Consider the following 21599-nt stretch of genomic DNA (forward strand, 5'->3'; position numbering starts at 1 on the left):
TCCTAATAGGACGTAGTAGATTCTTGAAATGCCATTAGCATTTTGTTAGGATGTAACTATCAAGAATACAAGGAGAAACTTTATGTCTGACTATATTTTACCAGAAGTTTGGGAAAACCCAACCTCTATGGGAGGTGCCTGGGGTGGCCTCAATCAACCTACAGCTGGTGCACGTTTTGAACAAACTTTACCTAAAGGTGACCAACCTTTCCAACTCTATACTCTTCCGACACCAAATGGTATCAAGGCAACTATCATGCTGGAAGAATTGAAAGAACTTGGTGTAACTCAAGCAGGTTATGACGCTTATCGTATTAAGATTGGTGACGGTGATCAATTCGGCTCAGACTTTGTTTCAATCAATCCAAACTCAAAGATTCCAGCCATGATGGATTACTCTGAAGACCAACCAGTTCGTGTCTTCGAATCAGCTAACATCCTCCTTTACTTGGCTGAAAAATTCGGCAAACTCATTCCAACTGATCACGGAAAACGTACGGAAGTTCTCAACTGGCTCTTTTGGCAAACAGGTGCTGCTCCTTTTCTAGGTGGTGGCTTTGGGCACTTCTTCCACTATGCACCTGAAAAAATCGAATATGCCATCAACCGTTTTGCCATGGAAGCCAAACGCCAACTCGACTTGCTCGATAAAGAATTAGCAACCAAACCTTATATTGCTGGCGATGAATATACTATCGCTGATATCGCTATCTGGTCTTGGTATGGCCGTCTTGCTCAAGATAAGATTTGGGATAAGGCTGGTATTTTCCTTGATGTTAAAGAATACAAGCATCTTCAAGCTTGGACTGAAAAAATTGCCGACCGTCCAGCAGTTAAACGAGGACTTGAAGTCGACTATAAAGAAATCTAATTTTTATAACGGTTTGCCTAGGCTAACCGTTTTTCTATTGTTTCATGATATAATAGAAGCAAAATCACAAGGAGACATTCATGACTGTATTTCAAGCTATTTTAGAAAAAATCAAAGCCTACGACACTATTATTATCCACCGCCACCAAAGACCTGACCCAGATGCCATTGGTAGTCAGGTAGGACTGAAGGAAATTTTAAAAACAAACTTTCCAGATAAAAAGGTTCTTGCGACAGGTGTCAATGAACCTACCTTATCTTGGATTGCTGAGATGGACGAGGTAGCTGATCAAGACTATGAAGGGGCACTTGTTATTGTTACCGATACTGCCAACACCCCTCGTATCGACGACGATCGTTATGATAAAGGTGACTTCCTTATCAAAATTGACCATCATCCTAACGATGATGCCTACGGTGACCTTCTACTTGTTGATACGACTGCTTCAAGCGCCAGCGAAATTGTGACAGACTGGGCCCTCAGCCTTGGCCTTTCCTTGTCAGATGCTGCTGCGCGTGTTCTCTACAATGGTATTGTTGGCGATACAGGTCGCTTCCTCTTTCCATCTACTACTCCTAAAACACTTCAAATCGCGGCTAAACTTCGTGAATACGACTTTGATTTTGCAGCAATGGCTCGTCGTATGGACAGTTTTCCTTTCAAAATTGCTAAACTACAAGGTTATGTTTTCGATAATCTAGAAGTCGATGAAAATGGTGCAGCTCGAGTTGTCTTGACACGAAAGATTTTGGATGAATTCAATGTCACTGATGCTGAAAGTTCTGCCATTGTTGGAACTCCAGGCCGTATTGATTGTGTCGAATCTTGGGCTATTTTCGTAGAGCAGCCTGAAGGACATTACCGTGTCCGTCTACGTAGTAAAAGCATTGTCATCAACGAGATTGCCAAACGCCATGATGGTGGCGGCCACCCACTAGCTAGTGGGGCAAATTCCTACAGCTTAGAAGAAAACGAACAAATCTATCAAGAAATCAAGGATACAGTTGCCCATGCAACTCACTAATCGTCGTGTACGTCTCATGGGAACTGTGATTGACGTCTCTATCTATCATAAAGAACCAGAACCCCTGCTAGACCAAGTTGAAGCACTTCTACATACCTACAATAAGCGCTTCTCAGCCAATGACGACAGTTCCGAACTCATGAAAATTAACAAGGCAGCAGGCTTACATCCAGTGACAGTTCACCCAGAGCTTTTTGAACTTATTTCTCTTGGAAAATGGCATAGCTGCCAACCTGGAAGTCACCTTAATATTGCTATCGGGCCTCTCATTCAGACTTGGCGCATTGGTTTTTCTGATGCTAAGCTGCCTCTTCCTGAAGAAATTCGTCCGCTCCTAGATATCATCAATCCCAACGCCATTCTTCTATCCGAGGAAAATCAAAGTGTTTTTCTCAAAGAAAAAGGGATGAAAATTGATCTTGGTGCTCTGGCAAAGGGATATATTGCAGATCGTATTGCAGATTTTCTTAAAGCTAAAAAAGTAACCAGCGCCCTAATCAATCTCGGAGGTAATGTCCTAACCTTTGGACCAGCTCTCCATAATCCTGACCAAAAATGGCGCATTGGTATTCAAAATCCTAAGGAGACAAGAAACACAAATCTTATGGTGCTTGCTATAAGAGACCAGTCTGTTGTCACTTCGGGAATCTATGAACGTACTTTTGAGATAGATGGCAAAACCTACCATCATATTTTTGATAGCCAAACTGGTTATCCAGTCTCCAGTGACCTAGCCAGCCTTACCATTATTTCATCCCTCTCAGTGGACGGTGAAATTTGGACAACCCGCTTATTTGGCTCTAGTCTCGAACACATATTCCAAGAAGTTAGTTCACAAGCTGAGCTTGAAGCAATCATCGTTGATAAAGACAATCACTGCTTTCAGACAGGTGGCATTTACAAAATGCGAATTTCCTAAAAAATAGTAAAAAAGACTTGTCAAGTAGACCACCTTTTGATAAACTAAAATAGTTAAAAAAAACTATGGTGCGGAAAGTACCATGGCAGAAAGGAAATATTTTAACATGAAAAAAGATATCCATCCAGATTACCGTCAAGTAGTATTCATGGACACAACTACTGGTTACCAATTCCTTAGCGGTTCAACTAAACACTCAAACGAAACAGTTGAATTCGAAGGTGAAACTTACCCACTTATCCGTGTAGAAATTTCATCAGATTCACACCCATTCTACACTGGCCGTCAAAAATTCACACAAGCAGACGGACGCGTGGATCGTTTCAACAAAAAATACGGTCTCAAATAAGCAACATCTTGTTGTTAAACCATTCCGATTGGAATGGTTTTTTTGTATGCTCTTGGGTATAAGCTCTCCTACTCCCATATTTATAAAATAAAAAAACAGCTTCCATATGGAAACCGTTTATTCCTATTAACCTGCTTTACCAATAGCCAAAGCCCAGATAAAGAAGAGGGCAAATCCGAACAAGAAGATCAAACCTGCAATGGCAAGTCCTTTCAACCAAGTTGGAAGGTCTTTCTTCTCTTTTGTAACAAGTACGTAATTCAAAAGCGCAAAGAAAGGTGTTGTAAGGAATGAACCAATCATGGCGAAACGAAGCATGGTTGCTACTTGACCTTGGAAGAAGAAAATAATGATGAGACCAAGAATAGCTGTCAAGGTCATCCAAACATTCAAAGGTGTTTGATTTTTTTCTTTTTGGTTAAACAAAAGACGAAGAGAAATTTCGTTAACACGTGAGTAACCATCAATAACGGTAATTACAGTACCAAAGATACACAAGAAAGCGATAAAGGTAATCAAATAGCGTGACCACTCACCAAGCACTGATGCGTACATACCAACAAACTGTGCAATATACTTAGCTGATGCTGCTTCTACTGGTTTACCAGTTGGGTACTGGATAAGAGCACCGAGTGCTACAAAGAATACCGCAAGAATAGCTGTTCCGATGTAACCAACGTTAAAGTCAAAGAGGGCATCATCAGTGTTGAAATCAACAGTTTTCTTTTTCTCAGCTGACCAAAGTGAGTTAATGGCTGAAATTTCAATTGGTGCTGGCATCCATCCAAGAAGTGAAACGATAAATGGAAGGGCTGCGAGCTGCCATGGTGTTTTTTCAACGAAGTCAGCACTGTACTCTGGATGTTTGATTGCCGCAATAATAACTGCTGCTACTGTTGCAATAGTCAAAGCTGACATAATCCATTTGGCCATACCATCAAGAAGTTTGTAACCACCAAAGAGTAACATCCCCCAGATAATGGCAACCAAAATGATTGACCATGTGGTAATAGTCAAACCAAGCATTGGAAAGGCACTAGCAATGATGGCTGAACAAAGAATAGAAACTCCCGCAGTATTAACCAAGGCTGAGAAGACATTCAAAATGAAGAATACCCAAAGATAGAACTTACCTTTCTCAGCATAACCTTCAACGAGGGTTTTACCCGTATCTGCGGTATACTCAGCACCAAAACGGAAAAATGGGTATTTAAAGAGGTTAGCAAGAATAACCAAGCCTAGCAAGGCCCATCCATAAGAACCACCCGCTTGGGTTGATGAAACAATGTGGGATCCACCTACGGCCGCTGAAGCCATTAGGATACCAGGTCCCATTGCTTTTATTTTACTACGCCAGGTAGACTGACTAGTTGCACTTGTTTGTGACATAAGAAAATCTCCTAAAACAAATTTTCAGAATAATCTGAATTGATGTTTACCATTTTACACAATTGTTGGAATAATTTCAATAGTATTTCACATTTTTCTGAAAAATAGAAAAAAGCCATCCAAACGGATAGCTCTTTTACTATTTAGACAGTCCTGTAAAGAAATCTACGATAGCTTGCCAGATTTGTGCAAAGATATTTTTGCTGTTCTCAACCGCTTTGTTGGCATTAAAGTTTAAGTTAATTCCAGAGAAAGTATTACCAGCTTTGGAAACGATAGAATCTTTAAGTGATCTCAAGCTTGACTTAAAGCTAGCACTGTCAATGATTGAAGACTTAGATAAATTCATAGCAAAATTCACTAGAAGGTTAATTTGCGTATCAGAAAGATCCAAGTTGTAATTATTGATAGTCTGCTGAACAATCGTTTTAGCTTGGTCTTCAGTCAACTTATCCCCTTTATCAGCAACTGCTGACTTAATATCAGTCATAGCTACATTAAGCTTGTCGGCATCATAGTCACTCTTGCCTGAATTTTCCTCATTAATTTGAGAAAGGGTTTTAAGTTCCTCCTGCGCAAGCTCTTTGCTTTCATCAGAAACCTTAGCCCCATTTTGCTCAAGCGAATAGTAAATACCAGCCAAGGCACTTTCTCCAGTAACTGCGATTGGTGCTGCTACCGTAATCTTGGCGTGTTCGATACCAAGTGTCGTTGCAGCATTACGGTACATATCTGGAGTGATTTTCGTGATATTTTGCGGTGTCACAATCTCTACACTCAAGGTTTCCTTAGCACCTAGCTTAGCAATCTTAACTGAAGAATATAGCTGAAGACTAGAATCGTCAGCAACGTTCATAATTTTTGCATAAGCTGATGTCGTAAGTGTCTTAACATTGGTATCCTTACTACTATCATATCCCAGTAAATTCAGGGTTTCATTACGCTGATCCTCTGACAAGGAATAGCCCATCACATAATCAGGCTGAACATAGGATTCATCAATAACCTTTTGGACTTGTGATGAGGTTGCTGCTTGAGCAACCGAAGTGAAAGCTGTTACTGAAGCCAATATAGCCATCCCAGTAACAAGAAGTTTTTTCAATTTCATGTGTGTTTCCTTTCGAAAATAGAATATTATTCCATAATCTCCTAAAGGACGACTGACTCTAGGCTCAGCCGTTCACCTATTATACCATGACTTAAATAATTAGGGTCAAAAAAACTACTCGTGCAGCTCCAAGGGGAGACCATCTGGATCAGCAAAGAAAGTCATCTTTTCACCGGTAAAAGTGTCCTTGCGGATGGGTTGGCAGGAAATACCCTTTTCTTCTAAACTCTTGACAACCTCTTCAATATTAGTCACTCTGAAAGCTAAATGACGTAAGCCACATGCCTCAGGATAAGACGGGCGTTTGGGTGGCTCCACATAGTTCGGATCACTTGTCTTATTGCCAAAGATTTCAAGTTCTATATCTCCACAACGTAGATCTAACTTATAATCATGGCGTTCCGGACGGTGATTTTCCCGAATAATCTCAAAACCAAGTTTATTAACATAAAAATCTCGAGACAAGTCATAATCAGAAACAATAATAGCAACATGGTGCACTGTATTTAAAAACATATTTTCCTCCATAGAAAAAGGCCCGAGGGCCCCTTTCTTAACTTTGAAATTGATTGTATGATTTATTAAAGGCTTCAATAATATCTGAACTTGCCTTGTCAAAATCTACCTGCGATTTCAATTCACCTTTGACTATTGTACGTTGGGTTGCTTCAGCATCCGTACAAGTTACCAAAGTAACTTCAGACTTGCCTGGTGTATCATCAACCACTGCTACTTCGGTTGGTTGGACGACCTTGACCTCACTAATGACATAAGTATAGACCTTATTTTTATCCGTAAGATAAATTTTCATGCCTTCCTTAGCCTTATCTAGCGGTGAAAATAGCATGTCAGATGCACCAGCAATACCAAAGACGTGGTGACTAGCTAGTGAATAGTTATTTTCACCACCCATGACTTGGTCTTCTTTCATAGTTCCAGCACCGTAGGTCAACTCAGTATTACCAAGTCCTTTGAAAATAGGAAGATTGATACCTACCTCTGGAATGGCAATACCACCAATGACAGGAAGTTCCTGAGCATCCATCTGTGCCTGCAAGACAGACTCTGTGCTAATTGATTTAACGGTATCAAAGTCAAAACTCGTCTTAGCTTCCTTGTTTTTCTCAATAGTCTTTTTAGAAACCTTGCTCACTTGATACTTATTTGTATTCCAAGCAATTACTGTGTTTCGAATAGACTTATTGAAAATCAAGGCTAAACCAACAACCAAGAGAACAACAATCAACACCCAGCGAAGAATATCCAGCCACTTAGGGCGTTTCTTTGTTGTTTTATTTTTCTTATCTTTGCTCATTAGTTGTCACCACTTTCTTGGTCTTCGGAAGCTTGTTCAACTTCTTCTGGCTCAACTAAAGCAAAGGTTACAATACGAGCAGAGTCATCCAAACGCATGACCTTAACCCCTTGAGTTGCACGACCAGTTTGAGAGATATTAGCAACGGCAGTACGGATGATAACACCTGTATCGGTGATGACCATGATATCCTCATCACCAGACACTGTGACAATACCTGCTAGGTTACCATTCTTCTCTGTGATATTAGCAGTCTTGATACCTTTACCACCACGTCCCTTCGTTGGGTACTCAGTAGCTGAGGTACGCTTACCGTAACCTTTTTCAGTGATAATCAAGACTTCTTGGTCTTCTGTAATGGCAGCTGCACCTACAACTTGGTCACCATCACGAAGAGTGACACCTTTAACACCGGCAGCCATACGGCTCATGCTTCGAATAGTGTCCTCTTTGAAGCGTACACTGTAACCAAATTTGGTACCAATGACAATTTCTTCATTACCAGTGGTCAAGAAGACATTGATTAGCTCATCACCTTCTCTAAGTTTCAAGGCAATCAAACCGTTTTGACGGATGTTCTTAAATTCTGCTTCTTTGGTACGTTTAACCAGACCTTGGCGAGTTACAAAGACAAGATGATTATTTTCAGAAGCTTCATCACTCTTAGCGTTAATGACAGTTTGAATGGTCTCACCTTCGTCCAACTTCAAGAGATTGACAATAGGTAAGCCTTTGGCTGTACGACCATACTCAGGTATTTCATAACCCTTGAGACGGTATACACGCCCCTTATTAGTCATGAAGTAAAGGTGATCATGAGTGCTTGTTGAGACAATATCTCGAACAAAGTCATCATCGTTAACACCAGTACCTTGGACTCCGCGACCTCCACGTTTTTGAGAGCGGAACTCGTCTTGAGCCAAACGTTTAATATACCCCTTGTTTGAAAGAGTGATAACGACATCTTCCTCTTCGATGAGATCTTCATCTTCAAGAGAAATGACTTCCCCGACCATCAGCTCGGTACGACGCGCATCCGCGAATTTACGCTTGCTTTCGTCCAATTCTTCCTTGATGATAGCAATGACACGTTCTGGTTTTGCCAAAATATCAGCTAAATCAGCAATCAAGGCAAGGAGATCATTGTACTCATTTTGAATCTTATCACGTTCCAAACCTGTCAAACGACGCAAACGCATATCAAGAATGGCTTGACTTTGACGTTCTGTGAGTTCGAAGCGATCCATCAACTCAGCCTGAGCCTCAGCATCAGTTTGACTATTACGGATAATCGTAATCACTTCATCCAAATGATCAAGAGCAATCAGCAAACCTTCTAAAATGTGGGCACGTGCTTCAGCCTTATCCTTGTCAAACTGTGTACGACGAACCACAACTTCTTGTTGGTGCGCAATATAGTCAGCCAAGATTTGACGCAAGGAAAGGATTTTAGGAACACCCTTTTCAATGGCCAACATGTTGAAGCTAAAGTTAGTCTGAAGTTGCGTTAATTTGAACAAATTGTTCAAGATAACATTGGCAGAAGCGTCACGACGCACTTCGATGACAAAGCGTACCCCTTCACGAGAAGACTCGTCACGGACTGCTGTAATCCCTTCAATACGTTTTTCTTGAGCTAAACGCACGATATGTTCATGAACCTTGGTCTTATTGACCATGTAAGGAAACTCAGTGACAACAATACGCTCACGACCTGATTTAGTTGTTTCAATCTCAGTACGTGAACGAAGGACAATAGAACCCTTACCAGTCTCGTATGCTCTGTGAATACCAGATTTCCCCATGACCAAGCCTCCAGTTGGGAAGTCTGGCCCAGGAAGAACTTCCATCAGTTCACGCGTTGTGACTTCAGGATTATCCATCATCAATTTGACAGCATCAATCGTTTCAGCCAAATTATGTGGTGGAATGTTAGTCGCCATACCAACGGCAATCCCTGTCGCACCATTGACAAGAAGGTTGGGAATACGTGACGGAAGAACGATTGGCTCACGTTCTGATCCATCATAGTTATCTTGGAAATCTACGGTATTCTTGTTGAGATCACGGAGCATCTCCAAAGCGATTTTAGACATACGCGCCTCAGTATAACGCTGAGCGGCAGCCCCATCGCCGTCCATAGAACCAAAGTTACCGTGACCATCAACCAACATGTAACGGTAGCTCCACCATTGCGCCATACGGACCATGGCTTCATAGATAGATGAGTCTCCGTGTGGGTGATATTTACCCATGACATCCCCGGTAATACGGGCAGATTTTTTATGTGGCTTATCAGGTGTCACCCCAAGCTCATTCATTCCATAAAGAATACGACGTTGTACCGGTTTTAAACCGTCACGAACATCTGGAAGAGCACGAGACACGATAACACTCATGGCATAATCGATAAAGCTCGTCTTCATCTCAGACGTCAAATTAACGTCAATTAAATTATTATCTTGCACTCTAAAAATGCCTCTTTTCTTTCATTCAAATCATTCCAAACTCTAATAAAAGAGTATAGAAAATTTCTATATTATTATACCATAAAACGCTTTATTTTTCATTTGTGTAAAACGCTTTCATCCAATAATTACTTATTATTTCGTGACATCTATCACTTAAAGTGGTAGAATAAGCAGTGTACGGGGTAACCCAATTAAAAAATAAGGAGATGTTTAGACCCATGACTGCAACTAAACAACACAAAAAAGTCATCCTCGTTGGTGACGGTGCCGTAGGTTCATCTTACGCTTTCGCACTTGTAAACCAAGGTATCGCTCAAGAACTTGGTATCATCGAAATTCCACAATTGTTCGAAAAAGCTGTTGGTGATGCGCTTGACCTTAGCCACGCGCTTGCTTTCACTTCACCTAAAAAAATCTATGCAGCTAAATACGAAGACTGTGCGGATGCTGACCTTGTAGTTATCACTGCTGGTGCTCCACAAAAACCAGGTGAAACTCGTCTTGATCTTGTTGGTAAAAACCTTGCAATCAACAAATCAATCGTTACTCAAGTTGTTGAATCAGGATTCAAAGGAATCTTCCTTGTAGCTGCTAACCCAGTTGACGTTTTGACTTACTCAACATGGAAATTCTCAGGCTTCCCTAAAGAACGTGTTATCGGTTCAGGTACTTCACTTGACTCAGCTCGTTTCCGTCAAGCACTTGCTGAAAAACTTGACGTTGACGCTCGTTCAGTTCACGCCTACATCATGGGTGAACACGGTGACTCAGAATTTGCCGTTTGGTCACACGCTAACATCGCCGGTGTAAACCTTGAAGAATTCCTTAAAGACACTCAAAACGTTCAAGAGTCTGAATTGGTTGAATTGTTCGAAGGTGTTCGTGATGCCGCTTACACAATCATCAACAAAAAAGGTGCTACTTACTATGGTATCGCCGTAGCTCTTGCACGTATCACTAAAGCTATTCTTGACGATGAAAATGCAGTACTTCCATTGTCTGTATTCCAAGAAGGTCAATATGGTGTAAGCAACGTCTTTATCGGTCAACCTGCTATCGTAGGTGCACACGGTATCGTACGTCCAGTAAACATCCCATTGAACGATGCTGAACAACAAAAAATGAAAGCTTCTGCTGATGAATTGCAAGCTATCATTGATGAAGCATGGAAAAACCCTGAATTCCAAGAAGCTTCAAAAAACTAATTTAAGATTAGTAAAATAAAAGTCTCCAATAGGAGGCTTTTTTAGTATTTTAAAGAAAAAACAGCTAATTCGGTTGAATTAGCTGTCTAAGATTATTTAGCTGAGATAGCTGCTTTAGCAATATAGCTAAGCGGTTGGTTAAAGTGTGGCAAGAAGAACAAATCAAGCAATTGAAGACGATCAATTGTAACTCCTTCTTGGATAGCTAATGAGAACATGTGGATTCCCATAGAGATATCCATACGTGATACCATTTGAGCTCCAAGAATTTTACGCGTGTCTTTGTCATAAACAATCTTGATTGTAACGTCTTCATTTTCATCTTCCATGAAGGCAGCTTTTTGAAGATCTGTTGATTCTACTACTGCTGGATTGAAGCCAAAGCGTTTTGCTTTTTCTTCTGTCAAACCAGTAGATACCATGTTCAAACCATAGATTGAGATACCATTTGATCCTTGAACACCGTTTGATTCAACATCGCCACCACCGGCATTATGACCACCGACAATACCTGAACGAACAGCGTTTGAAGCCAAGGCAATGTAGTTCACATCTTCAAGAGCATTGTCATAAACGGTAGCACAGTCACCAACTGCATAAACGTCTTTGATTGATGTTTCTTGTTTCTTATTAACAAGGTAAGCGCCATTACGGAATGTTTCCAATTTACCAGCACCAAGAGCTGTGTTAGGACGGAAACCTACTGCAAGGACAACCATGTCGACATCGTAAGCATTTTTATCAGTGACGATACGTTCAACTTTAGTATCTCCTTCAACTGCCTTAACAGTTTCACCAAATGCCAATTTAATACCGTGGCTTTCCATATTTTTAGCCATAAGTTCAGTCAAATCATGGTCATAATAACCAGCCAAACATGTATCAACAACGTCGATAAGGATAACTTCTTTTCCATGACGTTGGAAAGCTTCAGCCAATTCAACACCAATGTAACCAGCACCTACAACCGCTACACGTTTGATATCTTGAGATTTGTCGTTCAACTTATCAATAACTTCTTGAGCGTTTTGGAAAAGTTTAACAAATTGAAGATTTTCAAGTGTTGCTTCGAAAGTACGGCTACCTTCTTTGATTTCAGCACCTTCGATTGGAGGCAAGATTGGTTGTGAGCCAGTAGCCAAAATCAATTTATCATATGATTCAACATGCTCTTTACCATCGACAAGAGCTGTGACAGTTTTAGCATCAAAGTCAATTGACTCAACTGGTGAGTTCATGTAAACTTTAGCACCTTTGCTTTCAAGACCTTCTTTTGTTGCATAGAAGAGTCCGTCTGAACCAGAAATCTGATTACCGATCCAAAGAGCCATACCACAACCCAAGAATGAAATGTTAGAGTTTTGGTCGAAAACAACTACTTCATTTTGGTCTCCGTAATTATCGAGAATAGTATTAATACTAAAAGTACCAGCGTGGTTAGCACCAACAACTACGATTTTTGACATAAGTTTATCCAACTTTCTTTTGATAATAGTTTACTATTTTATTCTACCATAATCGGAAAACGGTTACACCTTTTATGCTCAGACTTTGTTACTTTTTGAACAAATTAAGTTTCTATGCTCAAAACCCAAGTAGATCATGTCAAAATAGGTAGAAAAACACTTTATGATGACGGTTACCTTTCTTAACACCATCACTGTCTTACCAAATCCTAGAAAGTTACTTTGCTTTAAAATATAAAAAAAGAGTGAGTAACTTTCTCTTTAGAGAATGTCAACACTCTTTTATCTCTATACTAACTCATTAAAATCCCAAACGTCTGTCCAACCTTCATAAAATTCTGGTTCGTGACATACCATAAGGATACTGCCCTTGAAGGCCTGAAGGGCACGCTTCAATTCATCCTTGGCGTCAACATCCAAGTGGTTGGTAGGTTCATCCAGAACAAGAACATTATTTTCACGATTCATAAGGAGACAGAAGCGAACTTTAGCCTGTTCTCCACCTGAAAGCACTTGAATTTGGCTTTCAATATGCTTAGAGGTTAATCCGCATTTGGCTAGAGCCGCACGGACCTCAGCTTGATTTAAGGCTGGGAAGGCATCCCAAACCGCTTCAAGAGGCGTCTGACGTGACCCTTCTGCTTCTTGCTCGAAGTAACCTAGGTCAATAAAGTCACCTGTTTCAACTTCTCCTTCTAGTGGTTGAATAATACCAAGCAGGCTCTTAAGCAAAGTAGTCTTACCGATACCATTGGCACCCACGATAGCTACTTTTTGATTACGTTCGAAGGTTAGATTCAAAGGAGCCTTGGTCAAAGGGCGGTCGTAACCAATAACGAGGTCTTTGGTTTGGAAAATAAAACGTCCAGGTGTACGGCTTTCCTTGAAATGGAATTCAGGTTTTGGCTTCTCAGCCTGCAATTCAATAATTTCCATCTTATCCAATTTCTTCTGACGAGACATGGCCATATTTCGCGTAGCAACACGCGCCTTGTTACGGTTAACAAAATCCTGAAGGTCTGCAATTTCTTTCTGCTGACGTTCATAGGCAGCTTCCAATTGTGCCTTTTTCATAGCATAGACAGATTGGAAATTATCATAATCACCTGCATAGCGAACCAAGTCTTGATTTTCAACATGATAGACAATGTTAATCACATCGTTTAGGAACGGAATATCATGCGAAATAAGAACAAAGGCATTTTCATACTCCTGAAGGTAACGTTTAAGCCAGGCAATGTGTTCTGCATCCAAATAGTTGGTTGGCTCGTCGAGAAGCAAGATATCTGGTTTTTCAAGTAGCAACTTGGCCAAGAGAATCTTGGTACGTTGACCACCTGAAAGGTCTGTTACATCTGTGTCCATACCAAAATCCATGACACCAAGAGCACGAGCAACCTCATCAATCTTAGCATCTAATGTATAGAAATCACGCGTTTCCAAGCGATCCTGAAGCTCTCCTACTTCTTCCATCAGAGCATCAACATCAGCACCCTCTTCAGCCATAGACATGTAAATTTCGTTGATGCGTTCTTCAGTTTTAAAAAGCTCATCAAAAGCCGTACGAAGGACATCACGAACTGTCATTCCCTTTTCAAGAACTGCATGCTGATCCAAGTAACCCGCTGTAACATACTTAGACCACTCTACCTTACCTTCATCTGGTTGCAATTTTCCAGTAACGATAGACATGAAGGTTGACTTTCCTTCACCGTTAGCACCGACAAGACCGATATGCTCACCTTTGAGCAAACGGAATGAGACATTTTCAAAAATAGCACGGTCACCAAATCCGTGACTAAGATTTTTGACTTCTAAAATAGACATAGTATATCTGGGCTAAACCTGCTTTCAGCCCTTTCCTTTCTTGACATTAACTTTACTATTTTACCATTTTTTAGTGAAAATATGGACCTCTGCTTCTGGAAAATTAAAAAGAAAAAGCAGGACAAACCTGCTAAATCCTTAATGTTTCTGTAAAATACGTTTGAAGACAGGATACAGGAGCGGAACTGCAATGATTGTCACTACTGATGTCCCAAAGGTCCCACCAATTTTAGTAAGTGCCAATGCCATGGCAGCATTTAGTGGTAAAGCCGCAACGACACTATTAATAATCGTATACTTAACAAAATTCAAAATAATTTTGGTTACTGCAGCTATCACGCCAACAATAATGATGTTCATCATTTTGTCATTTGATTTGAGTAGCTTTTCAAAAACAAGATAGAGAACAAAACAAACAATCAAAGATTCTAAAATAGTAATCCAAACCTCAGCAGCATAACCATTGAAAATATCAAATAAGCCTAGGCCCACTGTTGCGACTAGCGCACCTTTCCTAGCTCCGAAAATCAACACAGCAATCACAACCAGAGCATTTCCCAAATGGACAAATTGAGGTCCAAAAGGAATACGAATGAACTGTACACTAACAATAATTAGAGCTGCGTACAAACTCAATTCAACTAATTCACGTGTTTTATCACTTTTCATTTTTCTCCTCCAATAGGGCATTAAAACCACTAAATAAATAACCGATATGGGGCTCATAGCAGAGACCATATTTTAAAGGACGACCACTAGCTAGGGTTGAAGACAAGACCTGATCCATGAAATCTAAGGCAAGATTAGCTACTTTTAGTAAATTCAGATGATGAAAATAGCCTGATGCCAAGATAGCTGTTACAAGATCTCCACTGCCATAAAAGTGAGACTTATAGCTTTTCCTCATAAGATAAGTCGTTTTATTGGTCTCTTTATCAAAATAAGCCAAACCAATTTTGCCTTCCTCGAATGAAATACCTGTTAAGACAACCTTCCGAGGTCCAAGCTTAGTCAAATCTCGCAGAAGCTTATCAACAGTGGCCTTATCATAGGAACCTACTTCTAGATAGGGAGAATCCGTTAACAAAGAGGCTTCTGTCAGATTGGGAATGATAGCATCTGCCTGCTGACAAAAATCTTTCATAGCTTCTACATATTCCATATCAAAACCTTGATAGAGACGACCATTGTCACCCATAATAGGGTCAACAAAGAGAGCTATCCGTTTATCACGAGCCAATTGACCTACAATTTTTAGTTCTTCTCTTGACTTAAAATAACCACTTACTAAGCCATCTACTGTAAAATCCAAGTGCTCCCACTGCTTATAGAATCCCTTCAGGTCATCCGTAAGATCCCGCATATAGATATTCTCAAACTCCCCTGTATGCGAAGATAAAAGAACTGTTGGTAAAGGAAGGACTTCAGTTTGACAGGCTGACATGATAGGGAGGCTACTAGTCAAAGCAACCTTACCCACCCCAACAAGGTCATTAGCAACAATCACTGTAGCCATCTATTTTTCGTCCCAAACTTTTTTAAACTGTTTAACAAATCCGGTATGGAAATAAATATAATAGGCCAAGCCCAAACCAATTATCGCAGCAATTACATCAAAAGGAATTTTCATAATAGCAACTGCTGGTGTTCCATAGATAAAGGCTCTTCCCAAACCATAACCAACTAAATCAATAATAGCCCCGAGCAAGAGACCAAGAGCAGCCCTAGATTTACTCAATTTACCTAAACGACCACCAACGACAAGTGCAATAGCAAGAACTTGAAGGCTATGGGTCACTAGAGTTACCCACATAGGAAGAGGGTAAAAGAGAAAATCTCCGATGAAGGAACCTATACCTGCAATAATCACTGCTTCTGTAGGTGGGAAAATTAAACCAACTAGGAAAATAACAATCCCATTAAAATAGAAATGACCACCCGGTACAGGGATGGATAAGAGACTAGAACTCAAAATAATCACAAGTGCCATGAAAAAAGCAGAGAGGGTTAAACGTTTTGCTGACATACCTAAAACTCCTTGATAAATAAATATAGTCTAAGTTTATGAAAATTCTGACGATTAAACAAGATAGTATTTTAGCTACTGTCCGGGTACAGATTTTAGACAACAAAAAACACCACACAAGTATGTGGTGATAAATCTTATTGAGCTTTCTTATCAAAATATTTTACAGGTGCCTTCTCAAGATTTTGGAGTGAAAGTTTAGCAGTCGCATTCGCTTCTGTACCGTAGTCTGAGAAATCAATAACCAAATCATGATCAAAGTCTTCAACGGCATAGTCAACAACGACTTCTTTGACTTCCTTAGGTGCAATCTTGGTCTTATTAGCCATCTTATCTCGGTCATCATCCTGAGAAAAGACCATTGTAGCAACCTTTACTTCTTCCTTTTCTTGTTTCACATCAAGGACAACTTTCATCAAAAGAGTGTAGGCATTCATTGTTTCTTTACTTGAGTTGCTAAGTTTATAGTGAACGCGTACAGCTTTTTGACCTTCAGGTGATTCGATTTTATTTGCAGAAAGAACTTGTACGCTAGCATCTTGTCCCGTAAATAGCATTTTGTTTTTATCGTAGGTCCAAGTAGGTTCCTTCTCAGGTGTGCAAGCTGACAAACCGATGATTGTTAAGCAAGCAAGAGCGAGAAGTCCTAAGATTTTCTTTAAAGTCATTCTTATAATCTCCTTAAACTTGTTTGAAAGGGGAATTTAGTTTTACCTTACAACCTTTTTATTATGTCAAAATCTAATAATCTTGTCAAATCCCCCTAGCTCACTTGCTCAGAGAAGATAAGTAGGGTACAATAATAAAAAATCTGTGAGGGGTCAGTTATGAGTGTTTACCAAGATATTGTCGCGTCTATTATTAAGGATATTAAAAATGGGAGCTTAGAAAAAGGAAGTAAGTTACCTTCTATCCGACAGCTTAGCCAGACCTATGTCTGTAGTAAGGATACGGCACAAAGAGCACTCCTGGACCTAAAATATCAGAACTATATTTATGCCGTTCCTAAAAGTGGCTATTATGTTCTCGAAGGGTATAACGAGACAGACGATAAAGCCCTCCTCAACCTTAACGACTACAATCAATTGGCCTACGAAGATTTTAAGCTTTGTCTCGATGAAAGTTTAGCAGGTCATCAGGACTACCTCTTTAACTATTACCATGAACAAGCTGGACTTAAAGAATTGGTAAAAGCCTTACAGAACCGACTTGCAGCTGACGATATTTACGTCAATTCAGATCAGATTGTCATTACATCAGGAAGCCAACAAGCCCTCTACATTCTGTCGCAAATAGATTTTGGTAATGGTGGATATAAAATTCTCATCGAGCAACCTACCTATCACCGCATGAACCAACTAATCAACCGCCAAAATTTACCTTATGAAACCATTACGCGTAATTTTGATGGTCTGGATTTTGATAAACTGGAAGAGCACTTTAAGTCTGGACAGATTAAGTTCTTTTATACAATTAGTCGTTACTCAAACCCTCTTGGACTAAGCTATACCGCTAAAGAAAAAGAAAAGCTGGCACAACTGGCCAGTCTGTACGATGTTTATATTATCGAGGACGACTATATGGGTGACTTTAGTGATACCAAAAATCTACCAATTCACTACTATGACACTCAGAATCGAGTCATTTATATCAAATCATTTTCCATGGCCCTTTTTCCAGGTCTGCGCCTAGGTAGTGTCGTCTTACCACCTAATCTCAAAGCAACTTTCTTAGCCCATAAGGGACTCATTGATTATGATACCAACCTTATCATGCAAAGGGCTCTTTCAGTATATCTAGATAATGGCATGTTTCAAAAAAATATTAAGAAACTTCGGGACCTCTTTCAGCAAACTATGGAAAAAAGTCGAGAAAGCATTGAGAATGCCAAGATTTCTACTCCTTATCAGATTTCTCCTAGACATATTACCTGGCAGCTTCCTAAAGGACTCTCTCTAGAAAAATTCAAGGCAAAAAAACAGATTCGCTTTTTGGAATCCTCCTTTATCAGCCCTACTTCTGAAACCTATCTACAGATAGGCCATGGGAAAGAACTCAATTACTTTCTGAAACTCCTGAAAAAGACTGAGTAAAAATTGACTACACAAAAAGCCATCGCTGGATGGCTTTTTTCTTATTTTGTCTGTTCAAAGCGTAGATGTACGATTACCTTATCTCCATAACCGTTACGTTCCAAATCACGTTGCAAACGGTATGAAATATAATGTTCAGCAATATTGATAAATCCGGCTTCCATGAGACGATTTTCAACCAATGACTGAATCATGTTGATGGTTGGGCGTTCCACCTGAGCATCTTGAAGATCAAGCACTACTTTTTTAGTGACTTGAGCAAGGTTTTGGCGCCAAGTATCATCAAGAACATACACAGTCTGTGCTGCTTTTAAGATGGCTTGGTAGATTTTATCAGGATCAAATTCAGCAACTTGACCATTACGTTTAATAATTTGCATGGCTACCCTCTTTTCATGGCTTTTTCTTTTATTATGCAGAGAATTTACATATTTGTCAAGTGCGAATCCCTGAAAGAGCTATCCAGACTGCTTATTCCCAGAATTTAGAAATGTAAACTGGTTTGCCATCTTTATCAAAGGAAAGGGTTGCCGTGTAGGACTCTGACTTATGATGGCGCATATAATTAGCGATTCTCTTATCACCGTTTATCAGGTGAATGTCATAAGTCTGCCCGTCAGAGCTTACAAAGTGAGCACTGATACTAGCACTACTCGTTTTTGTCCCAACATGACTAATATCTATTTTTTCCACTTGACCATCAATGGTTTTAGCTATAGGGCCTCTATAGTCTTTGTAAATAGTGACGGTAGCCAAAACATCTTCAACTAAGACATAGGTCATTCCGAAAACGAACAGATAAACTATTGGGACGACAATGAAAGATAATTTACTTTTGCGGAACGTCTCTTTATGCCAAGCCCAAATATCCTGAGGTGACATTTTCTTAAACTTTTTCAAGTATCGATGAATAAATAACCAATAGGCTAGTACTAAAAATGTCAGTTGACCCAAGGGATAAGCAAAACTGGGTAAACCATCAATCAGAACATTGACTTTATCAGATTCAAAAGTGTAATGTCCTAATATCCCATCAAAAAACTCTAAAAACAAATTAACTCCTTTTTGTAATATAGTCTAGTCACTTAAAAATCCATCTTCTCAGATGGATTTTTAACTATTAACGTACTTCTGCTTCGACTTTCTCAGTAAGGGCTTTGGTGATTTTTTCCATGTATTTGGCAACTTCTTCATCTGTAAGGTTGTCATTTGGATTTTGGAAGGTAAGGCTATAAGCCATTGATTTCATACCAGTACCAAGTTTTTCACCTGCGTAAACGTCAAAGAGTTTAACAGCAACCAAGCGTTTGACTCCTGCAGAGTAGATAGCATCAAGAACTTCTTGATGTGTGATTTCTGCCTTAAGAAGAAGGGCGATATCACGTGATACTGCAGGGAATTTTGTGATTTCAACAAATGGTTGAGCCGGTTGCAAGGCTGCTTCTACAGCACTAAGGTTAATTTCAGCCACATAAGTTTCTGGAATACCGTAGTTTTTAGCAGTTTGTGGGTGAACTTGACCAAGGAATCCAATCGTTTGACCATCAAGGACAATAGCAGCTGTACGACCTGGGTGCATGCTTGCTAGATCTTTTGTCGGTACATAGTCAACTGAAACTTCAAGTTTATCAAAGAGAGCTTCAACAATCCCTTTGGCATAGAAGAAATCAACTGGTGTTGCTTTGGTTTGGAAGTCTTTTTCAGCTACAAGACCTGAAATAGCGAAGGCAAAGGTATTGATTTCATTTGGCAATTCCTCTTTTGGATTACCATTTTGTTCAAAGACCTTACCGATTTCGTAAATAGCAACGTTACTATTCTTACGGTTAACATTGTAAGCAACAGTATCAAGCATACCAGAGACCATGTTCTGACGGAGGGCTGAACGGTCAACAGTCATTGGCCACATCAACTCAGTCAAGTTAGTAGGTGTCACAGCAAATTCCACAGCTTTTTCAGGTGTTGTCAAAGCATATGAGATGATTTCAGTCAATCCAGCACCTTCAGCAATGGTACGAACCTTGCGACGAAGCGCTTGTGTTTCAGTCAATTCACCAGCTGTTCCTGCTGCCTCTGGAAGTGTCGTAGGCAATTTTTCATAGCCGTAGATACGTGCGATTTCCTCAACCAAGTCTGCTTGGATGCTGATATCCCAACGACGACGTGGTACAGAAACTGTAAATTTATCTGCATCACCTGTCAAACCGAAACCAAGTTTTGCAAAGACATCTTCAATATCCGCAAAAGTCAATTCTGTACCAAGGCGAACATTCACGTAGTCAAGGCTTGTAGAAACTTGAACTGGCTCTGTGTCAACAGATCCCGCTTGAACATGGCCTGCAAGCACCGTTCCATTTGCCAATTCTTGCAACATAGCTGCAGCAAAATCAAGTGCTTCAAGGACAGTATCGTTATTGATACCTTTTTCAAAACGTGATGATGATTCTGAACGAAGGTTGAGACGGCTACTTGTCTTACGAACTGATTTTCCATCAAAAACAGCAGCTTCGAGAACGACATTTTTAGAATTGTTGTCAATTTCAGTTGAAGCGCCACCCATAACACCTGCGAGAGCAACTGGTTTGTCAGCAACTGTAATAACAATATCTTCAGCAGTCAATTCACGTTCTTCACCATCGAGAGTGACTAATTTTTCCCCATCACGGGCATCACGGGCAACGATACGTGAATCTTCAAATTTATCCAAATCGAAGGCATGCATTGGTTGTCCAAAGTAAAGAAGAACATAGTTTGTCACATCAACCACGTTATTGATTGGACGGATACCAGCATTCATAAGAAGGTTTTGCAACCATTGTGGACTTGGTTGAACAGTGACATTCTCAACCACACGACTAGCATAAGTAGCCACTTTATCACTTTCGATGGCTACTGAAATCTTATCAGAAGCTGGCTTGCTGTCTTCAGTAACCGTTTTTTCAGGGAAGTGAACTGATTTTCCATAGATTGCAGCGACTTCATGTGCCACACCACGCATAGATAGAGCATCCGCACGGTTAGGTGTGATTGACAATTCGATGATTTCATCATCAAGGTCAAGATATGGGAAAATGCTATCGCCAGGAACGGCATCTTCTGGCAAAATTTGGATACCATCCGCAAATTCCTTAGGAATAATGCTATCTGGAAGTCCAAGCTCTGCCAAAGAACAGATCATCCCGAGTGATTCCATGCCGCGAATCTTACCTTTTTTGATTTTGTAGTTGTCCGCAATGCGGGCACCAGGAATGGCAACAATTACCTTGATTCCAGCAGTGACATTTGGAGCACCACAAACAATTTGACGTGGACCTTCAGCATCTCCTGTATCTACTTGACACAAGTGCAAGTGTGTGTCAGGCACATCTTCACATGACAAGACATGACCAACAACCAATTTTGACAAGCCCTCAGCAGGTGTCTCAACACCTTCCACTTCAATACCTGTCGTCGACATTTTTTCAGCGAGTTCAGCAGTGGTAACATCCACATCAACCAACTCTTTTAACCATTTATAACTAACTAGCATAATTAT

General features: G+C 40.2%; 20 protein-coding genes. 6 read left to right on the forward strand and 14 right to left on the reverse strand.

Annotation, left to right across the window (positions count from 1 at the left end; genetic code table 11):
• Positions 1–82: 82 nt before the first annotated feature.
• The 4 genes from yghU to SSAL8618_RS06235 all read left to right on the forward strand — a co-directional run bounded on the left by yghU (position 83) and on the right by SSAL8618_RS06235 (position 3164).
• Complete coding sequence (gene yghU / locus SSAL8618_RS06220; protein WP_004182115.1) at positions 83–871, forward strand: glutathione-dependent disulfide-bond oxidoreductase; 789 nt, start codon at positions 83–85, stop codon at positions 869–871.
• Positions 872–951: 80 nt separating this feature from the next.
• Complete coding sequence (locus tag SSAL8618_RS06225) at positions 952–1896, forward strand: DHH family phosphoesterase (protein WP_004182107.1); 945 nt, start codon at positions 952–954, stop codon at positions 1894–1896.
• Positions 1883–2815, forward strand: a complete 933-nt coding sequence (locus SSAL8618_RS06230) for an FAD:protein FMN transferase (RefSeq protein WP_037611409.1) — start codon at positions 1883–1885, stop codon at positions 2813–2815. Before SSAL8618_RS06225 ends, SSAL8618_RS06230 begins: the two co-directional genes overlap by 14 nt.
• A 106-nt stretch (positions 2816–2921) precedes the next feature.
• Entirely contained in the window at positions 2922–3164 is a 243-nt protein-coding gene (locus tag SSAL8618_RS06235; protein ID WP_003093591.1) for a type B 50S ribosomal protein L31, read from the forward strand.
• A gap of 126 nt (positions 3165–3290) precedes the next feature.
• Here the strand turns inward: SSAL8618_RS06235 and SSAL8618_RS06240 are convergent, their stop codons facing one another.
• From SSAL8618_RS06240 to gyrA, 5 genes are all read right to left on the reverse strand, one after another.
• Positions 3291–4553: an NRAMP family divalent metal transporter gene (locus SSAL8618_RS06240; protein WP_038676189.1), complete on the reverse strand. Its 1263-nt coding sequence runs from the start codon at positions 4551–4553 to the stop codon at positions 3291–3293.
• A gap of 139 nt (positions 4554–4692) precedes the next feature.
• On the reverse strand, positions 4693–5661 hold the full coding sequence (locus SSAL8618_RS06245; protein ID WP_038676191.1) for a DUF1002 domain-containing protein: 969 nt from the start codon (positions 5659–5661) through the stop codon (positions 4693–4695).
• Between the two features lie 114 nt (positions 5662–5775).
• Complete coding sequence (gene gloA2 / locus SSAL8618_RS06250) at positions 5776–6177, reverse strand: SMU1112c/YaeR family gloxylase I-like metalloprotein (RefSeq protein ID WP_038676193.1); 402 nt, start codon at positions 6175–6177, stop codon at positions 5776–5778.
• Positions 6178–6214: 37 nt separating this feature from the next.
• Entirely contained in the window at positions 6215–6976 is a 762-nt protein-coding gene (locus SSAL8618_RS06255; RefSeq protein WP_038676197.1) for a class A sortase, read from the reverse strand.
• Positions 6976–9444: a DNA gyrase subunit A gene (gene gyrA, locus SSAL8618_RS06260; RefSeq protein WP_038676199.1), complete on the reverse strand. Its 2469-nt coding sequence runs from the start codon at positions 9442–9444 to the stop codon at positions 6976–6978. The genes SSAL8618_RS06255 and gyrA overlap by 1 nt, the downstream gene beginning before the upstream one ends.
• 221 nt (positions 9445–9665) lie before the next feature.
• Here gyrA and SSAL8618_RS06265 point away from each other — a divergent pair, with 221 nt between their 5' ends.
• Positions 9666–10652: an L-lactate dehydrogenase gene (locus SSAL8618_RS06265; protein ID WP_038676201.1), complete on the forward strand. Its 987-nt coding sequence runs from the start codon at positions 9666–9668 to the stop codon at positions 10650–10652.
• Positions 10653–10744: 92 nt separating this feature from the next.
• Here the strand turns inward: SSAL8618_RS06265 and nox are convergent, their stop codons facing one another.
• From nox to SSAL8618_RS06295, 6 genes are all read right to left on the reverse strand, one after another.
• Positions 10745–12118 carry a H2O-forming NADH oxidase gene (gene nox, locus SSAL8618_RS06270; protein ID WP_038676203.1) on the reverse strand — a complete coding sequence of 458 codons (1374 nt, stop codon included), beginning with the start codon at positions 12116–12118 and terminating at the stop codon, positions 10745–10747.
• Between the two features lie 288 nt (positions 12119–12406).
• Positions 12407–13945, reverse strand: coding sequence for an ABC-F family ATP-binding cassette domain-containing protein (locus tag SSAL8618_RS06275; protein ID WP_004182134.1), 1539 nt, complete (start codon positions 13943–13945; stop codon positions 12407–12409).
• Between the two features lie 138 nt (positions 13946–14083).
• Positions 14084–14614 carry an ECF transporter S component gene (locus SSAL8618_RS06280; RefSeq protein WP_004182018.1) on the reverse strand — a complete coding sequence of 177 codons (531 nt, stop codon included), beginning with the start codon at positions 14612–14614 and terminating at the stop codon, positions 14084–14086.
• Positions 14604–15461, reverse strand: coding sequence for a pyridoxamine kinase (locus SSAL8618_RS06285; protein ID WP_004182033.1), 858 nt, complete (start codon positions 15459–15461; stop codon positions 14604–14606). Before SSAL8618_RS06285 ends, SSAL8618_RS06280 begins: the two co-directional genes overlap by 11 nt.
• On the reverse strand, positions 15462–15971 hold the full coding sequence (locus SSAL8618_RS06290; RefSeq protein WP_004182063.1) for an ECF transporter S component: 510 nt from the start codon (positions 15969–15971) through the stop codon (positions 15462–15464). It abuts the gene before it with no gap.
• A 137-nt stretch (positions 15972–16108) separates the two neighbouring features.
• Complete coding sequence (locus tag SSAL8618_RS06295) at positions 16109–16639, reverse strand: DUF5067 domain-containing protein (protein ID WP_022496466.1); 531 nt, start codon at positions 16637–16639, stop codon at positions 16109–16111.
• A 159-nt stretch (positions 16640–16798) separates the two neighbouring features.
• Between SSAL8618_RS06295 and SSAL8618_RS06300 the strand changes: the two genes are divergently transcribed.
• Positions 16799–18064 carry an aminotransferase-like domain-containing protein gene (locus tag SSAL8618_RS06300; protein WP_038676205.1) on the forward strand — a complete coding sequence of 422 codons (1266 nt, stop codon included), beginning with the start codon at positions 16799–16801 and terminating at the stop codon, positions 18062–18064.
• A gap of 41 nt (positions 18065–18105) precedes the next feature.
• Here SSAL8618_RS06300 and SSAL8618_RS06305 read toward each other — a convergent pair whose 3' ends face one another.
• The 3 genes from SSAL8618_RS06305 to pheT form a co-directional block, all read right to left on the reverse strand.
• Positions 18106–18444: an ATP cone domain-containing protein gene (locus tag SSAL8618_RS06305; RefSeq protein ID WP_002891184.1), complete on the reverse strand. Its 339-nt coding sequence runs from the start codon at positions 18442–18444 to the stop codon at positions 18106–18108.
• 91 nt (positions 18445–18535) lie between these two features.
• Positions 18536–19117 (reverse strand): hypothetical protein, encoded by a 582-nt coding sequence (locus SSAL8618_RS06310; protein ID WP_022496467.1) that lies wholly within the window; start codon positions 19115–19117, stop codon positions 18536–18538.
• A gap of 67 nt (positions 19118–19184) precedes the next feature.
• Positions 19185–21593, reverse strand: coding sequence for a phenylalanine--tRNA ligase subunit beta (pheT, locus tag SSAL8618_RS06315; protein WP_038676207.1), 2409 nt, complete (start codon positions 21591–21593; stop codon positions 19185–19187).
• Positions 21594–21599: the final 6 nt, after the last annotated feature.

The sequence above is a fragment of the Streptococcus salivarius genome, from assembly GCF_000785515.1.
In the GTDB taxonomy this organism is placed as follows: Bacteria; Bacillota; Bacilli; order Lactobacillales; family Streptococcaceae; genus Streptococcus; species Streptococcus salivarius.